16 protein-coding genes and 5 pseudogenes are annotated in these 16,646 nt (G+C 23.7%); 11 read left to right on the top strand and 10 right to left on the bottom strand.

Annotated features, from left to right (window positions below; genetic code table 4):
- The first annotated feature begins 196 nt into the window (after positions 1–196).
- A complete protein-coding gene (locus AAHM96_RS04660) occupies positions 197–844 on the top strand; it encodes a rolling circle replication-associated protein (protein WP_342272794.1) in 648 nt (215 codons plus the stop codon).
- A gap of 197 nt (positions 845–1,041) precedes the next feature.
- A pseudogene (locus AAHM96_RS04655) lies at positions 1,042–1,173 on the top strand (IS256 family transposase); the annotation flags it as partial.
- Here AAHM96_RS04655 and AAHM96_RS04650 read toward each other — a convergent pair.
- A pseudogene (locus tag AAHM96_RS04650) lies at positions 1,171–1,988 on the bottom strand (IS5 family transposase). The pseudogenes AAHM96_RS04655 and AAHM96_RS04650 sit on opposite strands and share 3 nt — an antisense overlap.
- A 255-nt stretch (positions 1,989–2,243) precedes the next feature.
- Between AAHM96_RS04650 and AAHM96_RS04645 the strand changes: the two are divergent.
- From AAHM96_RS04645 to AAHM96_RS04635, 3 pseudogenes are all read left to right on the top strand, one after another.
- Positions 2,244–2,447 (top strand): annotated as a pseudogene (locus AAHM96_RS04645) (IS256 family transposase); the annotation flags it as partial.
- Between the two features lie 93 nt (positions 2,448–2,540).
- Positions 2,541–2,744, top strand: a pseudogene (locus AAHM96_RS04640) (IS256 family transposase); the annotation flags it as partial.
- A 93-nt stretch (positions 2,745–2,837) separates the two neighbouring features.
- A pseudogene (locus tag AAHM96_RS04635) lies at positions 2,838–2,999 on the top strand (IS256 family transposase); the annotation flags it as partial.
- Positions 3,000–3,149: 150 nt separating this feature from the next.
- Here AAHM96_RS04635 and AAHM96_RS04630 read toward each other — a convergent pair.
- The 4 genes from AAHM96_RS04630 to AAHM96_RS04615 form a co-directional block, all read right to left on the bottom strand.
- Positions 3,150–4,388 carry an IS256 family transposase gene (locus AAHM96_RS04630; RefSeq protein ID WP_342273722.1) on the bottom strand — a complete coding sequence of 413 codons (1,239 nt, stop codon included), beginning with the start codon at positions 4,386–4,388 and terminating at the stop codon, positions 3,150–3,152.
- An 82-nt stretch (positions 4,389–4,470) separates the two neighbouring features.
- A complete protein-coding gene (locus tag AAHM96_RS04625; RefSeq protein ID WP_342273721.1) occupies positions 4,471–5,661 on the bottom strand; it encodes an IS256 family transposase in 1,191 nt (396 codons plus the stop codon).
- A 314-nt stretch (positions 5,662–5,975) separates the two neighbouring features.
- Positions 5,976–7,259, bottom strand: a complete 1,284-nt coding sequence (locus tag AAHM96_RS04620) for a hypothetical protein (protein WP_342272790.1) — start codon at positions 7,257–7,259, stop codon at positions 5,976–5,978.
- The gene (locus AAHM96_RS04615; protein WP_342272789.1) at positions 7,228–7,554 is read right to left on the bottom strand and encodes a hypothetical protein; all 327 of its coding nucleotides are present in this window, start codon (positions 7,552–7,554) and stop codon (positions 7,228–7,230) included. Before AAHM96_RS04615 ends, AAHM96_RS04620 begins: the two co-directional genes overlap by 32 nt.
- A 190-nt stretch (positions 7,555–7,744) precedes the next feature.
- Here AAHM96_RS04615 and trpS point away from each other — a divergent pair, with 190 nt between their 5' ends.
- Together trpS and AAHM96_RS04605 are read left to right on the top strand one after the other, a co-directional pair.
- Positions 7,745–8,770, top strand: a complete 1,026-nt coding sequence (trpS, locus tag AAHM96_RS04610) for a tryptophan--tRNA ligase (protein WP_342272788.1) — start codon at positions 7,745–7,747, stop codon at positions 8,768–8,770.
- A 12-nt stretch (positions 8,771–8,782) separates the two neighbouring features.
- On the top strand, positions 8,783–9,658 hold the full coding sequence (locus AAHM96_RS04605; RefSeq protein ID WP_342272787.1) for a Cof-type HAD-IIB family hydrolase: 876 nt from the start codon (positions 8,783–8,785) through the stop codon (positions 9,656–9,658).
- A 238-nt stretch (positions 9,659–9,896) separates the two neighbouring features.
- Here the strand turns inward: AAHM96_RS04605 and AAHM96_RS04600 are convergent, their stop codons facing one another.
- The gene (locus AAHM96_RS04600; protein ID WP_281749201.1) at positions 9,897–10,157 is read right to left on the bottom strand and encodes a hypothetical protein; all 261 of its coding nucleotides are present in this window, start codon (positions 10,155–10,157) and stop codon (positions 9,897–9,899) included.
- Positions 10,158–10,250: 93 nt separating this feature from the next.
- Entirely contained in the window at positions 10,251–10,778 is a 528-nt protein-coding gene (locus AAHM96_RS04595) for a hypothetical protein (protein ID WP_342272786.1), read from the bottom strand.
- Between the two features lie 240 nt (positions 10,779–11,018).
- On the opposite strand from AAHM96_RS04595, the gene AAHM96_RS04590 reads away from it, so the two are divergent.
- Together AAHM96_RS04590 and AAHM96_RS04585 are read left to right on the top strand one after the other, a co-directional pair.
- On the top strand, positions 11,019–11,411 hold the full coding sequence (locus tag AAHM96_RS04590) for a transposase family protein (RefSeq protein WP_342272785.1): 393 nt from the start codon (positions 11,019–11,021) through the stop codon (positions 11,409–11,411).
- Positions 11,412–11,413: 2 nt separating this feature from the next.
- The gene (locus AAHM96_RS04585) at positions 11,414–11,836 is read left to right on the top strand and encodes a transposase family protein (RefSeq protein ID WP_342273720.1); all 423 of its coding nucleotides are present in this window, start codon (positions 11,414–11,416) and stop codon (positions 11,834–11,836) included.
- On the opposite strand, the gene AAHM96_RS04580 is transcribed toward AAHM96_RS04585, so the two are convergent.
- Positions 11,828–12,235 (bottom strand): hypothetical protein, encoded by a 408-nt coding sequence (locus tag AAHM96_RS04580; RefSeq protein ID WP_342272784.1) that lies wholly within the window; start codon positions 12,233–12,235, stop codon positions 11,828–11,830. The two genes, AAHM96_RS04585 and AAHM96_RS04580, sit on opposite strands and share 9 nt — an antisense overlap.
- 75 nt (positions 12,236–12,310) lie before the next feature.
- Positions 12,311–13,585 carry a hemolysin family protein gene (locus AAHM96_RS04575; RefSeq protein WP_342272783.1) on the bottom strand — a complete coding sequence of 425 codons (1,275 nt, stop codon included), beginning with the start codon at positions 13,583–13,585 and terminating at the stop codon, positions 12,311–12,313.
- Between the two features lie 132 nt (positions 13,586–13,717).
- On the opposite strand from AAHM96_RS04575, the gene AAHM96_RS04570 reads away from it, so the two are divergent.
- The gene (locus AAHM96_RS04570) at positions 13,718–14,371 is read left to right on the top strand and encodes a hypothetical protein (protein ID WP_342272782.1); all 654 of its coding nucleotides are present in this window, start codon (positions 13,718–13,720) and stop codon (positions 14,369–14,371) included.
- A 189-nt stretch (positions 14,372–14,560) separates the two neighbouring features.
- On the opposite strand, the gene AAHM96_RS04565 is transcribed toward AAHM96_RS04570, so the two are convergent.
- A protein-coding gene (locus AAHM96_RS04565; protein WP_342272742.1) for an IS5 family transposase occupies positions 14,561–15,350 on the bottom strand; the annotation gives its coding sequence in 2 pieces (ribosomal slippage) (positions 14,561–15,088 and positions 15,090–15,350; 789 coding nt in all).
- 121 nt (positions 15,351–15,471) lie between these two features.
- On the opposite strand from AAHM96_RS04565, the gene AAHM96_RS04560 reads away from it, so the two are divergent.
- The gene (locus tag AAHM96_RS04560; protein ID WP_342272781.1) at positions 15,472–16,161 is read left to right on the top strand and encodes a hypothetical protein; all 690 of its coding nucleotides are present in this window, start codon (positions 15,472–15,474) and stop codon (positions 16,159–16,161) included.
- Positions 16,162–16,646 lie beyond the last annotated feature (485 nt).

Raw genomic sequence — 16,646 nt, 5'->3', positions numbered from 1 at the left:
AAATAATAAAATTAAAACTTAGATAAAAAAATATTTTTTGTTAAAATATAATTGATTTAGTTAAGTATCATTTTTCACCGCAAGTGTAAAGTTTGATAATTTTTTATTTTCTATGATAAGATATATTAAGATTTATATTTATTTATAAATCATTAATTTTTTAATATTTAAGAAGTTCGTGGAAGAATGGTTTTAAATGAATATTTCATATAATTTTTATGTTAAAAAAATTTTTTATGCTTGTTATGTTAAAAATGTTGTTTTACCTATTGATATTTTAAAAAATGAAAGAAATAAATTAGGTATAAAGAATATTGGTAATGTTACTAAGTTAAGAAATAATAATGTTCGTACTAAATGTAAATTAGTTCAAAAAGCATTACATAATTTTTATAATGCAAGAATTTTAAGTTTTTTAACCTTAACTTATCATAAAAATGAAACTGATATTAAAAAAGCAAAACATGACTTACAATTATTTTTTAAACGTTTAAAACGTTGATGAAATGACCCTAAACGTTCTAAACATTTAGGTGAATTAAGATATTTTTATGTTTATGAATATCAAAAGCGTGGTGCAGTTCATTTTCATATATTATTTAATCGTAAAATACCTTATAGTATGATAACTACATGATGACCACATGTTGGTAATAATAAAGGTATTGATTTAAAAGTAGTACATAAAGGTACAAATGAATTTGTAGTTAAATATTTAAGTAAATATGTAACAAAAGTACAAGAGAATATTAAATCTTTGAATCAAAAAGATGTTGGTGTTCAAGCATATTCTTTTATTTGTAAAATTGGTGGTTTTAGAAATTTAGAATGTATTCTTTCATAATTATAAAACATAACATATTGATTTACATCATTTATAGCTTCATTGATGGATAAATATTGATTTGATCCTTTAGGTAGTCATTCTTGAGATAAATGAGAAAATCGGTAATGTTTAGTAATCTGTGTAACTTACAAAAATAACTATGTTTAATTAATTCTAGTAAATATAATTAAATGACTAGAAAGAGTGAGTTACAGATGGCTAAAAAGCAAAATATTAATAATAATGATCCAATATCAAAAGCAGTAGATTTATTATTAGAAAATACTGAAGATTTAACAACAGTTTTTAAAGAGGGAGGATTGTATAAAAGACTTGGTGCAAAACTAAGGTAATTCAAAATTATATATTCCTGCTATTAAATTAAATCTTAATGCAAATCTTCGTATTTTATTGCGATATTTTAAAGTTAAAATTTTAAAACGTTTTAGTTTAGCAAATACGTGTTCAATTTTAATTCTAATTTTGCTTAAAGTTTTATTGTATTCTTTTTGAATTGGTATTAATTTATTGTATTTACTTTTTTTAAATGGCAAAAATGTATTTTTATGAATATTTTGTATTCCTTGATAACCTGAATCAACAAAAACTTGTTTTTCTGGATGAATAAAAGTTTTAGATTTTAAAAGTAATTTAAAATCATGAATGCTTCCAAAACAAAAAGCGGTTGAAATAATTTTTCCATTTAAAATATCAATAATTATTTGCGATTTAAGAGTATGATGTTTGTTTTTACCCGAAAAAAGTAATTTTAGTTTTTTTTAATTCTTTCAATTGGAGTTTCAGTAGCATCAATAGCTAGTAAAGTATTATTGATTCCTTTATTTTTGATTAAATCTTTTTTGCCAGATAAATTAAAAATTCCACTTTTTATTAAAGTATTTTCAATTCAAAAAATATTACGAATGCAGCTAGTATGACTAATATTATATCTTTTTGCAATAACTCTATAACTACTATACTCTTTTCAGTATTCTAATATCATTAATAAACGATTTTCTATTGATAATTTATTAGGTTTACCACCAACTGCTTTTTTAATTGCTTCAGCTTTTTTTAAAATTTCAACCATTTTTTGAAATGTTTGTAGTTTTATTCCCACTAAACTATAAAATTCTTGTTCATCTTTGTATTTTTTTAACATAATAATTATCACCTTTGATATTAATAATAACCGTTAAATTATTAAAATTAAAGGTTTTGCACCAAGTCTAAAGAATTAACAAAAAGATTAGTAGAAAAAATGTTGAATTCTGAGATGCAAAATTATTTAGGATATGATAAGAATCAACATAGTAATAGTGAGGTAATGTTTAGTAATCTGTGTAACTTACAAAAATAACTATGTTTAATTAATTCTAGTAAATATAATTAAATGACTAGAAAGAGTGAGTTACAGATGGCTAAAAAGCAAAATATTAATAATAATGATCCAATATCAAAAGCAGTAGATTTATTATTAGAAAATACTGAAGATTTAACAACAGTTTTTAAAGAGAAAGGATTGTATAAAGAATTAACAAAAAGATTAGTAGAAAAAATGTTGAATTCTGAGATGCAAAATTATTTAGGATATGATAAGAATCAACATAGTAATAGTGAGGTAATGTTTAGTAATCTGTGTAACTTACAAAAATAACTATGTTTAATTAATTCTAGTAAATATAATTAAATGACTAGAAAGAGTGAGTTACAGATGGCTAAAAAGCAAAATATTAATAATAATGATCCAATATCAAAAGCAGTAGATTTATTATTAGAAAATACTGAAGATTTAACAACAGTTTTTAAAGAGAAAGGATTGTATAAAGAATTAACAAAAAGATTAGTAGAAAAAATGTTGAATTCTGAGATGCAAAATTATTTAGGATATGATAAGAATCAACATAGTAATAGTGAGGTAATGTTTAGTAATCTGTGTAACTTACAAAAATAACTATGTTTAATTAATTCTAGTAAATATAATTAAATGACTAGAAAGAGTGAGTTACAGATGGCTAAAAAGCAAAATATTAATAATAATGATCCAATATCAAAAGCAGTAGATTTATTATTAGAAAATACTGAAGATTTAACAACAGTTTTTAAAGAGAAAGGATTGTATAAAGAATTAACAAAAAGATTAGTAGAAAAAATGTTGAATTCTGAGATGCAAGAGGCTTTTATGTAATCTGTGTATCTTTGTTTTACAAAGTACTAGTTTAGATTAATTCTATCTTCAAATTTTATCATAAAATGAGCAATTGCTGTATTTCAATTTTGAAGAGGCTTTTTAATAATCTGTGTATCTTTGTTTTACAAAGTACTAGTTTAGATTAATTCTGTCTTCAAATTTTATCATAAAATGAGCAATTGCTGTATTTCAATTTTGAATGGGCATTGTTCATTTTTTTGTTATATTTTCAATTGCTAAATAAAATATTTTAAAAACTGCCATATCATTAGGAAAAACTTTTTTATTTCTGATAACTTTTCGTAATTGACTATTTACAGATTCAATAGCATTTGTAGTATAAATCACTCTTTTGATTTCTACTGGATAACTAATAAAAACCATTAAATTATCTCAATTTTTATATCAAGATTTAGCAATTTGAGGATATTGTTTATTTCATTTACTTTCAAAGGATTCTAAAGCCTGCATTGCTTGTTCTTCACTACATGCAGTATAAATTGGTTTTAAATCTGCAACTAGAGATTTTCTATGCTTATATGAGACATATTTCAAACTATTTCTAATTTGATGAACTATGCATAATTGATGTTCTGTTTTAAGATAAACTGATTGTATTGCTTCTGACATGCCTGTTAAATTATCACTGCAGGCAATAAGAATATCATTTAAGCCACGATTTTTCATTTCTGTTAAATTTGCTAATCAAAATTTAGCACCTTCATTTTCACTAATTCATAAACCTAAAACATCTTTTTTACCTTCTAAATCAACTCCTAAAGCTATATAAACTGATTTATTAATAATCCTTTTATCTTGTCGTACTTTCACTACTATGCAATCAAAATAAACAATCGGATAGACACTTTCTAATGGTCGATTTTGTCATGCTTTGACATCATCAATCACATCGTCAGTAATTTGGCTAATAACACTTTCACTAATATCAGCACCATGATATAACTCTTGTAATTGTATTCTAATATCTGATAATGTCATGCCTTTTGCATATAAAGAAAGAACTTGTTGATCAAAACCATCAAATCTTCTTTGTCTTTTTGCAACTATTACAGGATTAAAATTACTATTGCGATCTCGTGGTACATCAATCTCAATTTTACCTTGTTGAGTTATTAATTTTTTTGAACTTATACCATTACGAGCATTGTCACTATTACTATGTTGATTCTTATCATATCCTAAATAATTTTGCATCTCAGAATTCAACATTTTTTCTACTAATCTTTTTGTTAATTCTTTATACAATCCTTTCTCTTTAAAAACTGTTGTTAAATCTTCAGTATTTTCTAATAATAAATCTACTGCTTTTGATATTGGATCATTATTATTAATATTTTGCTTTTTAGCCATCTGTAACTCACTCTTTCTAGTCATTTAATTATATTTACTAGAATTAATTAAACATAGTTATTTTTGTAAGTTACACAGATTACTAAACATTACCATTTTGAATGGGCATTGTTCATTTTTTTGTTATATTTTCAATTGCTAAGTAAAATATTTTGAAAACTGCCATATCATTTGGAAAAACTTTTTTATTTCTGATGACTTTTCGTAATTGACTATTTACAGATTCAATAGCATTTGTAGTATAAATCACTCTTTTGATTTCTACTGGATAACTAATAAAAACCATTAAATTATCTCAATTTTTATATCAAGATTTAGCAATTTGAGGATATTGTTTATTTCATTTACTTTCAAAGGATTCTAAAGCCTGCATTGCTTGTTCTTCACTACATGCAGTATAAATTGGTTTTAAATCTGCAACTAGAGATTTTCTATGCTTATATGAGACATATTTCAAACTATTTCTAATTTGATGAACTATGCATAATTGATGTTCTGTTTTAAGATAAACTGATTGTATTGCTTCTGACATGCCTGTTAAATTATCACTGCAGGCAATAAGAATATCATTTAAGCCACGATTTTTCATTTCTGTTAAATTTGCTAATCAAAATTTAGCACCTTCATTTTCACTAATTCATAAACCTAAAACATCTTTTTTGCCTTCTAAATCAACTCCTAATGCTATATAAACTGATTTGTTAATAATCCGTTTATCTTGTCGTACTTTCAGTATTATGCAATCAAAATAAACAATCGGATAGACACTTTCTAATGGTCGATTTTGCCATGCTTTTACATCATCAATAACATCATCAGTAATTTGGCTAATAACACTTTCACTAATATCAGCACCATGATATAACTTTTGTAATTGCATTCTAATATCTGATAATGTCATTCCTTTTGCATATAAAGAAAGAACTTGTTGATCAAAACCATCAAATCTTCTTTGTCTTTTTGCAACTATTACAGGATTAAAATTACTATTGCGATCTCGTGGTACATCAATCTCAATTTTACCTTGTTGAGTTATTAATTTTTTTGAACTTATACCATTACGAGCATTGTCACTATTACTATGTTGATTCTTATCATATCCTAAATAATTTTGCATCTCAGAATTCAACATTTTTTCTACTAATCTTTTTGTTAATTCTTTATACAATCCTTTCTCTTTAAAAACTGTTGTTAAATCTTCAGTATTTTCTAATAATAAATCTACTGCTTTTGATATTGGATCATTATTATTAATATTTTGCTTTTTAGCCATCTGTAACTCACTCTTTCTAGTCATTTAATTATATTTACTAGAATTAATTAAACATAGTTATTTTTGTAAGTTACACAGATTACTAAACATTACCATCATTTTCAAAATCTAAAAAAACAACTCCTTTATTAGCAAATAATGATGTAACGAACATCAATAACTTTGAATTACAAAACCCAGTCAATAATATAAATAATAAAGTAACAATTAATACTTTATAAATATTTATCTTTTAAAGACAAATAAAAAGACTTAGTATTTTTACTAAGTCTTTTTATTTTATGAATAAAATTTAATTTAAATACTTTAATAAATTAAACTGAACTTATCATTTTAATTGATTCTGTTGTTATATCAATACCAGAATCGTTAGAATTACTCTTTTCTAAGAGTGGCTTTACTTTAGTAAATGGTTCTATTTCTAAAAGTTGTTTTTTTGTTTCAATTTCTACTTCTATCTTAAAATTATCTAAACTAGAATCTGAAATAGATGATTCATTTTCATTAATTTTTATTTTTAATTCACTTTCTCTTACTATTACTGTTTCTATATTTTTATCAAGTTTATCTAAACTAATGGCATTTAATCAATTTAATTTATCACTTTTTTCTTTTTGAAGTATTTCTAAATCAGTTAATGGTTGCGTATTTTCAATTGAAATATTTTTTAATTTTTCTCTTTGTTGTTTAATTTTTAGTATTGTATTTTCTAATAAAAATTGTTTTTGACTATTAGTTACTTTTAAATCTTCTATTTCTTTAGTATTATTCTTTTTGCTTAATTGTGCTTTTAATACTAGTCAATTTTCCTTTAATATATTTGTCTCTTTTTTATGTTTTAATATTTCATCAGACAAATCTTTTTTTTGTTTTATTTTACTTTCATTTGTCATTCGTAAATCAGCAATTTCTTTATTTATATTACTTCGATTAACAAATTCTTTATCTAATTTTTTTTGAACACTTTTGTAACTACAAAAAATGCCAAAAGTTAATATTGCAATAACACGACGTCAATTACTATCTCTTCAATCTTTTACTTTTAAATTAATATCTTTATCATTACTTTCAATTTCTTCTTCTAAACGAGAAATTGAATTAGTTTTTGCATCTATCTTGTCATTTAATGTTTTAATATTTAAATTTATTTCATCTATTTTTGTGATTAATTGTTCTTTAGAAGTTTCATTATCATTAAAAATAGATTGTATTTGACCGTTATTTACATCAATCTCTGTTGTTAATTGTTCCTTGTTTTTTTCTAATCTTTCAATTTCTAATTCAATTTCTGATTTTTGTTTTATTAATGCAATTAACTTTTCTAAACTTTGTAATTCCACTTTCAATTCTTCTTTTTTTAAAATTTCTTTTTTTAAATTTAATATTTTAGTTTTTTCTTCTTGTAATTTTGTCATATTTTCTTTTAATGCTTTTAAACTACCATTAAAAAAAGATGATTCTTGAATTATTTTTTTTAAATTAAATAATTCATTTCTAATTCTTTCTAAGGTTCTTCTGTTATCTACTCTGTCTAGATTTCTGTTTTTTATATCTTTACTAGTTTCTTTACTTTCAACTTCTAAAGTATATATATTCATTAACTGCTTTTAATTTATCAGTCATCTGATTAACATATTGTTCAATAAATGTTTTTTTATCTTCACTATCTTTGATATTTCTTAATTGACTTTCAGCTTTCTTCAATATATCTTCTAGTTGTTTTCTTTCAAATTCAAAACTTGCTTGTTTTTCAGCAATATTTTGTTTCTTGATTTCTAATTCCTCGAGTTTTAACCCAAGAGTTTGAAGATATTCTTTCACATTGTTTCGATCTTTTATTTTCTTTAAATATTTTTGTAAATCATCCTTATATTTTTCTTCTCCAAATAACATAAAAAAACTCCTTTATAAAGTAAAAAACCCATTACTCTTAAAAAATAAAAGCTATGGGTAAAAAACTATTTTTAATTTATGTTTTTATTATATCAAAATCAAACAAATTTTAATATAATTAATTGAATTATTTAACTTTATCATTGATAATTAATTATATTAAAAAAATAATTTGGAGGAAGCAAAATATATGGCTCGTATTATATCCGGAATAACTAGCACTGGAAAATTAACTCTTGGTAACTACTTGGGAGCAATTAATAATTTTTTAAAATTGCAAGAAGAACATGAACTCTTAATATTTGTTGCAAATTTACATGGATTAACACTACCAATAAAAGCACAAGAATTAAGAGATAATATTAAAGATATTGCCGCTTGATATTTTGCTGCTGGTATTATACCAAATAAATCTCATATTTTTATTCAATCTGATGTTTTAGCCCATAGTCAATTAGGATATATATTATTATGTAATAGTTATGTCGGTGAATTAGAACGAATGACACAATTTAAAGATAAAAGTCAAAAAATGACAAATCAACAAAATAAAACGATTAGTATTCCAACAGGTATTCTTACATATCCAGCATTAATGGCTGCTGATATTTTACTATATGACGCTGATTTTGTGCCAGTTGGTGTTGATCAAACTCAACATTTAGAATTGACAAAAACTTTAGCAACAAGAATGAATAACAATTATAAAACTGATTTATTCAAAATTCCTAAAATCATTATTGATAAACAAGCACAGAAAATTATGAGTTTACAAGAACCTGAAAAAAAAATGTCAAAATCTGATACTAATCTAAAAAATACTATTTTTTTAAGCGATAGCAAACAAGAAGTTGCCAATAAAATTAAAAAAGCAGTTACTGATTCAGAAAATATTATTAAATTTGATCCAGAACATAAGCCTGGAGTTAGTAATTTATTAACTATTTATGCTAGCATTACTAAAAAAGATATCAAAACTTGTGAACAATACTTCAGCAATCACAATTATGGTTTTTTAAAAGAAGAAGTAATTAAAGTAATAAATCATTTATTAGAACCAATGCAAAAAAAACACCAAGAATTTATTAACGAAAAATCATCACAATTAGCAAAATATTTAGAAGAAGGTGCAAATTTTGCTAATAATATTGCTACTAAAAAATTAAACTTTGTTCAAGACACAATGGGTATTAATTTTATCGAGAAAGAAAGATAGGAGGAAGATATAATGTCTTTATACAATAAAAAACAAAAACATTTAATCCTAGTTGATTTAGATGGTACTCTATTAAAAAATGGTGGTCGAGAAATTCATATTAATACTAAAAAAGCACTAATTGATGCTCAAAAACAAGGTCATATTGTTTGTATTGTCACTGGTCGACCTTATCGTGGATCAATTAAATTTTATCGTGAATTAGGTCTTAATACATTACTATGCAATTTTAATGGTGGCCATATTCATGATCCAAAAATCAAAAAATTCAAACGATTAGTTTTTCCAATTTCTGAAACAATTGTTAAACATATTTTAAATGAAGACTATATTTTTCAACAAATTGAAAACGCGGTTATTGAATATTACAACAAAGCAGTATGTTGAAAAAAAGATGATTTCTTTGAAACTTATTTTCATTTAGATACTATTGAGAATGATACTTTTACAATTAGTAAATTAATTCGTGATTGAAAAGGGAGCGCTAATGCCATTTTAATTGAATTTAAAGAAAATACTAATCTTGATCAAGTATATCGTGACTTAGAAAAATATTCAAACTCAATTAAGGTAAATACTTGAAATCGCTATGATAATAATAAACTAATCTTTGAAATTTCAAGTAAATTTATTGATAAAGGAATGACAGCTCGCATTTTGGCTCAATATTATAATGTTGATATTAGAGATGTTATTGCTTATGGTGATGAAATTAATGATAAAGAAATGTTGATGGAAGTTGGCTATGGTGTAGCAATGAAAAATGGTAATATTGTTATTAAAAGTATTGCCAATGATATTACTACTAAAACTAATGATGAGGGTGGAGTTGGTGATCATTTAGCAAAATTATTAAATCTTTATGAAGAAAGTGAAATTTATATTTAATAGGAATGAAAATATATTAACTATTATTTCTATATTTGTAATATGATATAGTTTTTAAAAATTAATATAAGTTTTTAACCTATTTACTTTATTTTTAAAGTAAATAGGTTTTTATTTAAAAAAGTTTTTTATAAATTTAATATACTAAAATAAAAAAACCTATTGTTTTATTTTTTAAAACAATAGGGCATTAATTTCTACTAAATATAAATATTTTAATACTATTAATACAAAAAAACTATAAAACTTCTAAAGGCAAGAAGTCAAAAATTTCTGGGTGATTGGCACAAAACTTTAATTCCGAATCATTTTTTTGTTCTTCAATTTTAATTTTTAATTCATTTAATTGCTTTTTTATTTTAAGTAATTGAGCAGATGCTGGTGGTTGTTTATCTCATTCATCAAATAATATTTTACCTGTTTTAAAAAGTTTTTCATACTGACATTTTAAACAACTTTTTTGCTGTGATTCATGATCATGGATATTTTTGCCAAACATAAAATTACCTACTTTCCTCAATTCTTTTATTTAAATTTATTATACCAAATAATAAAAAAGGAGAAATAATTCTCCTTTTTAACTAGTAAAATGCTATAAAACCGTTGGTAAATAATGTAAGAAAAAACTATTTTCTAATTCTCATCCTCAATCACGCTGATTCTGGGGCGCTAAAATTCACCTAGCAAAACTTTCGGCAAAAAATTCATCATCAAGATTTATATTATATTTACCATTAAATCAGGCACTACGACCATAATTACTATTAACTGTTATTAAACCAAATAATAATTTTTGCTTAATATTAGTTAATTTTGCTTGTTGACCTAAATAATCAATTAAATATCAAGTACGATCATAAATTTGTTTGTTATCATTGTTAACGGTTAGTTTATGAGAAACTGATGTCATATTAGTATTAATATCACTATAACTGCTATCTGGTCACTTTCAATTAGCATTAAATGAATTTCTTTCATCAGCACTTAAACCAATAAAATTACTTAAAGCATGACCATATTCGTGAGTTGTAACACTAATTATTTGATCTGAAGATCAAAATCCCTCTTGAAATTGTTGATCAATTAAATTAATATTTGCAAATTCAGGACCATAACCCATACGTTGATTATCAGCTTTTGAATTAAAAGCAGTTCATGCTACTGTGCTATCACTTACAGCAACTGGTGCTACTTTTTGAATTAGTTTAATAACAGTGTTTTTATGAAAAACTTTACCAAAAATATTATAAAAACGTAATTGTTGTTGCTCTGCTAATTGTAATTGTTCATTAGACTTGGTGCAAAACCTTTAATTTTAATAATTTAACGGTTATTATTAATATCAAAGGTGATAATTATTATGTTAAAAAAATACAAAGATGAACAAGAATTTTATAGTTTAGTGGGAATAAAACTACAAACATTTCAAAAAATGGTTGAAATTTTAAAAAAAGCTGAAGTAATTAAAAAAGCAGTTGGTGGTAAACCTAATAAATTATCAATAGAAAATCGTTTATTAATGACATTAGAATATTGAAAAGAGTATAGTAGTTATAGAGTTATTGCAAAAAGATATAATATTAGTCATACTAGCTGCATTCGTAATATTTTTTGAATTGAAAATACTTTAATAAAAAGTGGAATTTTTAATTTATCTGGCAAAAAAGATTTAATCAAAAATAAAGGAATCAATAATACTTTACTAGCTATTGATGCTACTGAAACTCCAATTGAAAGAATTAAAAAAAACTAAAATTACTTTTTTCGGGTAAAAACAAACATCATACTCTTAAATCGCAAATAATTATTGATATTTTAAATGGAAAAATTATTTCAACCGCTTTTTGTTTTGGAAGCATTCATGATTTTAAATTACTTTTAAAATCTAAAACTTTTATTCATCTAGAAAAACAAGTTTTTGTTGATTCAGGTTATCAAGGAATACAAAATATTCATAAAAATACATTTTTGCCATTTAAAAAAAGTCTATACAATAAATTAATACCAATTCAAAAAGAATACAATAAAACTTTAAGCAAAATTAGAATTAAAATTAAACACGTATTTGCTAAACTAAAACGTTTTAAAATTTTAACTTTAAAATATCGCAATAAAATACGAAGATTTGCATTAAGATTTAATTTAATAGCAGGAATATATAATTTTGAATTACCTTAGTTTTGCACCAAGTCTATTATTTAAACCAGCTTTTTTATACATTTCAACTCAATTAACATCAATGGTTTTACCACCAATTTTAGTATGAGTTAAATCATATTGTAAACTATCATAATTACTTCAAATTACATCACTTTTATTATTATCATACAAGTTATTAAATTCATCAATACTTTCTTTACTTGCCATTTGATGTATTTTATATTCATATTTTTTTACCATCTTTGCATCTTCTGGTGAAAGTTTTCATTTTAATAAACTAGCATTAGCATCAGCCACCTCATGCTTATTTAAATAGACATAATGATCACTGTCTGGAGAAAACGTTAACATTAAACCATTAACTGTTACAAGATTTAATGCTGTAATCATAGTTACTAATTTAATACCTTTTTTCATAATTAACCTCCCCTTCATATCATAATTATAATTATGATTTTACATTGTAGCATTTAAATAAAAATACTGCACTAACTATTCTCATTTATTTTTAATTTTTTTATTAGTAAAAATTTCAACTTCAAAAACAGCAAATTCTTTGCGAACCTTTATAACTTTAAATGAAAAATTTCGAAATTTTAAAAGTGGGCTATTTTTCCTTACTTTCTTTACTTTTGTTTTAAACATATATCATTCTTGGACAGTTTGTTTATTATAATTTGGAGGTTTTCTTTTTAAATAACGTTTAAATAATACTTCAAGTTTTGAAGAACCATCAACACGAAACTTATGTGTTCCTATTTCTTGTATCAATCCAATTTCATCAGTTTCATCATAAATTTCACCAACTAATTCTTCAAGAATATCTTCAAGTGTAATAATACCATTAAAATCTTTTTTATCTTTATTATTGCAGACAATAGCCATATGCATTCTTTCGGTTTGTAAAATTTCCAATGCTTCATTTAACTTAATACGCTTAGAAATAAAAATTGCTGGTAACATTAATTGTAATAAATCTGGATTTTCATTTTCTAACATATTAATAATAAATTCTTTAATATTTAAAATACCAATTACATTTTGATTAACATGATCTAAAACAGGAATTCTACTATATTTTTCTTCTAAATATAGATGTTTAATAACTTTAGGTGGCGTATCATCATAAATATATTTAATTTTACTTTTGGGATGCATAGCTTGAAAAACTGATTTTTCATCAAATTTAATTGCAGATTCAATTAAATCACGTTCTGCTTTTTCAAGAACTCCTTCTCTTTCAATTATTGAAATCAGTTCAATAAGTTCTTGTTCAGAACTTGTTGGTTTTTTACTTTTAAATTGAAATAAAGTAACAATAAAAGTTATTGGATAAAAAATAATATTAAGAATATACAAAATATATGCATAATTTAAAGCTATTGTCTCAGGATGTAATTTTGCAACACTTTTAGGTATAATTTCACCAATAATTAAAACAACAATCGCCGAAACTAAAGTTGATATTAAAGGACCATAAGTAGGAGAAACATGAAAAGAATCAATAAATAATATGGTACTTAAAGTACCAATTCCAACATTAATTACTGTGTTACCAAGTAAAATTGTTGTTAAAGTTACATTATAATTTTTAACTAACTTAAATACAATATTAGCACGACGACTTTTCTTACTACGTAATTTACCAATAGATTTAATTCTTATAACATTTAAAGAAGTTAATGATGTTTCAGCAGATGAATAAAAACCACTTAAAAATAATAAAACTAGCAATATTATTAAATAAATATACCAATTACTGTCCATATAGAAAAAAACTACTCCTTTTGATTTTTATATTGTTATTAAGATTATAACATAGTATACTTAGTACGTTATATATTATTAATTTATTACTCATATAACTTTATGATATTATATTGAAGGTGATGAAAATAAATGCGTAAAAAATTTGGACTAATAGCAGCCTTAATAATAGGCACAACAACTAGTTTACAAGTTAGTGCTTGTACAGATGATTCAAAATATCAAGAATTTATTAGTGATGTTAATAGTGGGCATGCTTTTTTTGGCATACTTGGTGCTGCTGATAATCCACTTTCTAAGCAAATTATTGACGGTTTACACACAATGCAAATCAAAAATAATAATGTACCAAGTAAATGAGATAACTGATTAACAGAAATGAAAACTGAAATAAACAGTGTTACTACTAATGGAACTATTGATATTAAAATTTATGAAAAATCTCCTTATGCCAACCCTAGTAGTGATATTGTTAACCAATTTTGAAATGATAAAAAAATTAGTTGACAACAACAAATTTATCATTGACTACTTGACCATAAAATTTCTGATAATAGTTCAGCACCTGTTGCTGATTCAGGTGTCAAGGAAATTCAAAATCCTGTTGATAAAGAAAGAGCATTTAAAGCTTTACCAATTGTTTTTATTGTTAATAAAGGTAAACTAATAACTGTTGGTCAAAAATGAGGAACTATTGATGGTCCAAATCAGTTTTTTGATCAACTAACAGCTTTAATCACAGGTAGTCTATTAAAAACTGCTGCTAAAAAACTATATAATTTTTAAAAGAAGATAATTATATATCTTCTTTTACTTTTTTATTTCTTAATATTTTTTATTCCATTTTTTATAAATTTATATAACTAAAATAAGTGTTTATTTTTTATTGTATTTTATTTATAAGGTGCTAAAATTTTAGTAGATAAGCAAATTTAGTAAAAATAACAATAATTCTAAACATTTCTAAGAACCTGTTTAAAATCTTTTCAATAAAATTGAAATAAAGGCAAGAACAACCATTTGTAAGCTAGTATTTAATTTTTTTTCACAATTTTTTCATAATCTTCTGCATTTTTCTAATCATGCAAAACTTCGTTCTACAACTCATCTTTTTGGTAATACTACAAAAGAATGTAATTCATTACGTTTTATAACTTCAACATTTGCATTTATAATTGTTTTAATTTTAGAAGCAAATTTTTCACCAGTATAACCAGCATCTACTAGTATTTTTTGAACTGCAGAAAGATTCTCTTTTTCATTTTCAATCATTATTATAGCACTATTACGATCTGTTTTTTCTGCTGTGGTTATGTAAATTGCATGTGGTAAACCTTGAGAATCAACAGCAATATGACGCTTTATTCCTGAAATCTTTTTACCAGCATCATAACCTTTATTTTTAGTAGTATCTGTATTTTTAACACTTTGTGAATCAATTATACAAAAACTAGTTTGTTCTTTTCTACCATTATTGATACGAAATGCCTTGACTAATTTTTTTTAAAACTAATTGTAATACACTAGGTTCTTTATCATTATTTTTACTTCAAGCTTGAAAATAATAATATACAATTTGTCATTTTGGAAAATTTTTTGGTAACATTCTTCACTGGCAACCACTTTTTAATACATATAAAACTGCACAAAATACTTCATATAAATCTAAACTTCTTGGTTTAGTTCTCTTTTTAGTATTTTCTAAAATTGATTTTATATTTTCAAATTGCTCTTTGCTAACATTACTAGGATAATTTTTACACATATATACCTCTTATTTTAAAATATATAATCATTTTATCCTATTCTCTAAAAGATTTTAAACAGGTTCTAACTCATTACTTTAAAAAAAGTAATGAGTTTTATAGTTAAAAGAGGTATCTAAAATGAATGATTTACTTATTAATAATACCAGTGAATTGGTAACTTTTAATACTAACAGTACAGATCCTACTAATATAAAAAATATTACTTGAAAAAATTCTATTCAAGAATACAAAAATAAAGTTGAACAAACATATCAAAATTTTTTAAAATCACAAGAATGAGGAAAAAAGTTAAGACAACAAATAACAACGCCATTAACAACAACTAAAAACAAAAATAGACATAAAAAAAGAAGCACAAATATATTGGTTTCAACACTCACAACTGAACAAATACAAAGATTATCAACAAAACAAATAAAATGATTAACAAATTGACAAATTAAAACATTTACAGCAGAACAAATAAAAAGTTTTACACTTCAACAAATACAAGCACTCACAAGCGAACAAATACCCGCATTAATGCCACATCAAATTGAACAATTTACATTTTGACAAATCTCTGCTTTTACAACAGAACAAATACAAGTACTAACAGAAAAACAAATACAAGCATTATTACCTGAGCAAATACAAAGTTTTACAAGTGAACAAATACCTGCATTCACCAAAGAACAAATTGAACTCTTTACAAAAGAACAAAAAGAAGTATTTTGACCAAAACAAGTAATCACAAAAATTAACACCATGGATTCGCAAAATCAATCAACAACAACTGAATTTAAGCCAAATTTACCAAAAATGTAAAAAAAGATTGTAACTTAAAAGTTACAATCTTTTTAAAAATCAATTTAAAATAACTTATATTAGACTTGGTGCAAAACCTTTGATATTAATAATAACCGTTAAATTATTAAAATTAAAGGTTTTGCACCAAGTCTAATGAATCAACTTCATTTTGCCTTATTTTTTTATATAAAACCATTCTTTCATTTTTTAAAAATATCACTAAAAAATAAGCAAGTAAACTATTACTAAAATGATATAACTAACATAGTATCTTTACTAAATTTTTTTAATTTATCTATTTTACTTAAACTATTATTTAAAATAGTTTCTAAACAAAAATTAATCTTTAAAAAAGAAAAACTATAAAAAAGAATTAATTAATTCACTACTAATAAAAGTAGTGGGTCTCATAATAAAGTCATTTCATCCATTTACAAATTCAAATTTGGTAGTATTTTTTCAATAGTTAGTTATTGCCACAATTGGTGACATAATTATTGAAA

It is taken from the genome of Spiroplasma endosymbiont of Acasis viretata (genome assembly GCF_964031275.1).
GTDB classification, from domain to species: Bacteria; Bacillota_I; Bacilli_A; order Mycoplasmatales; family VBWQ01; genus Spiroplasma_E; species Spiroplasma_E ixodetis_A.
Note: the sequence above shows the minus strand (reverse complement) of the source record. Positions and strands in the feature narration are given on the sequence as shown.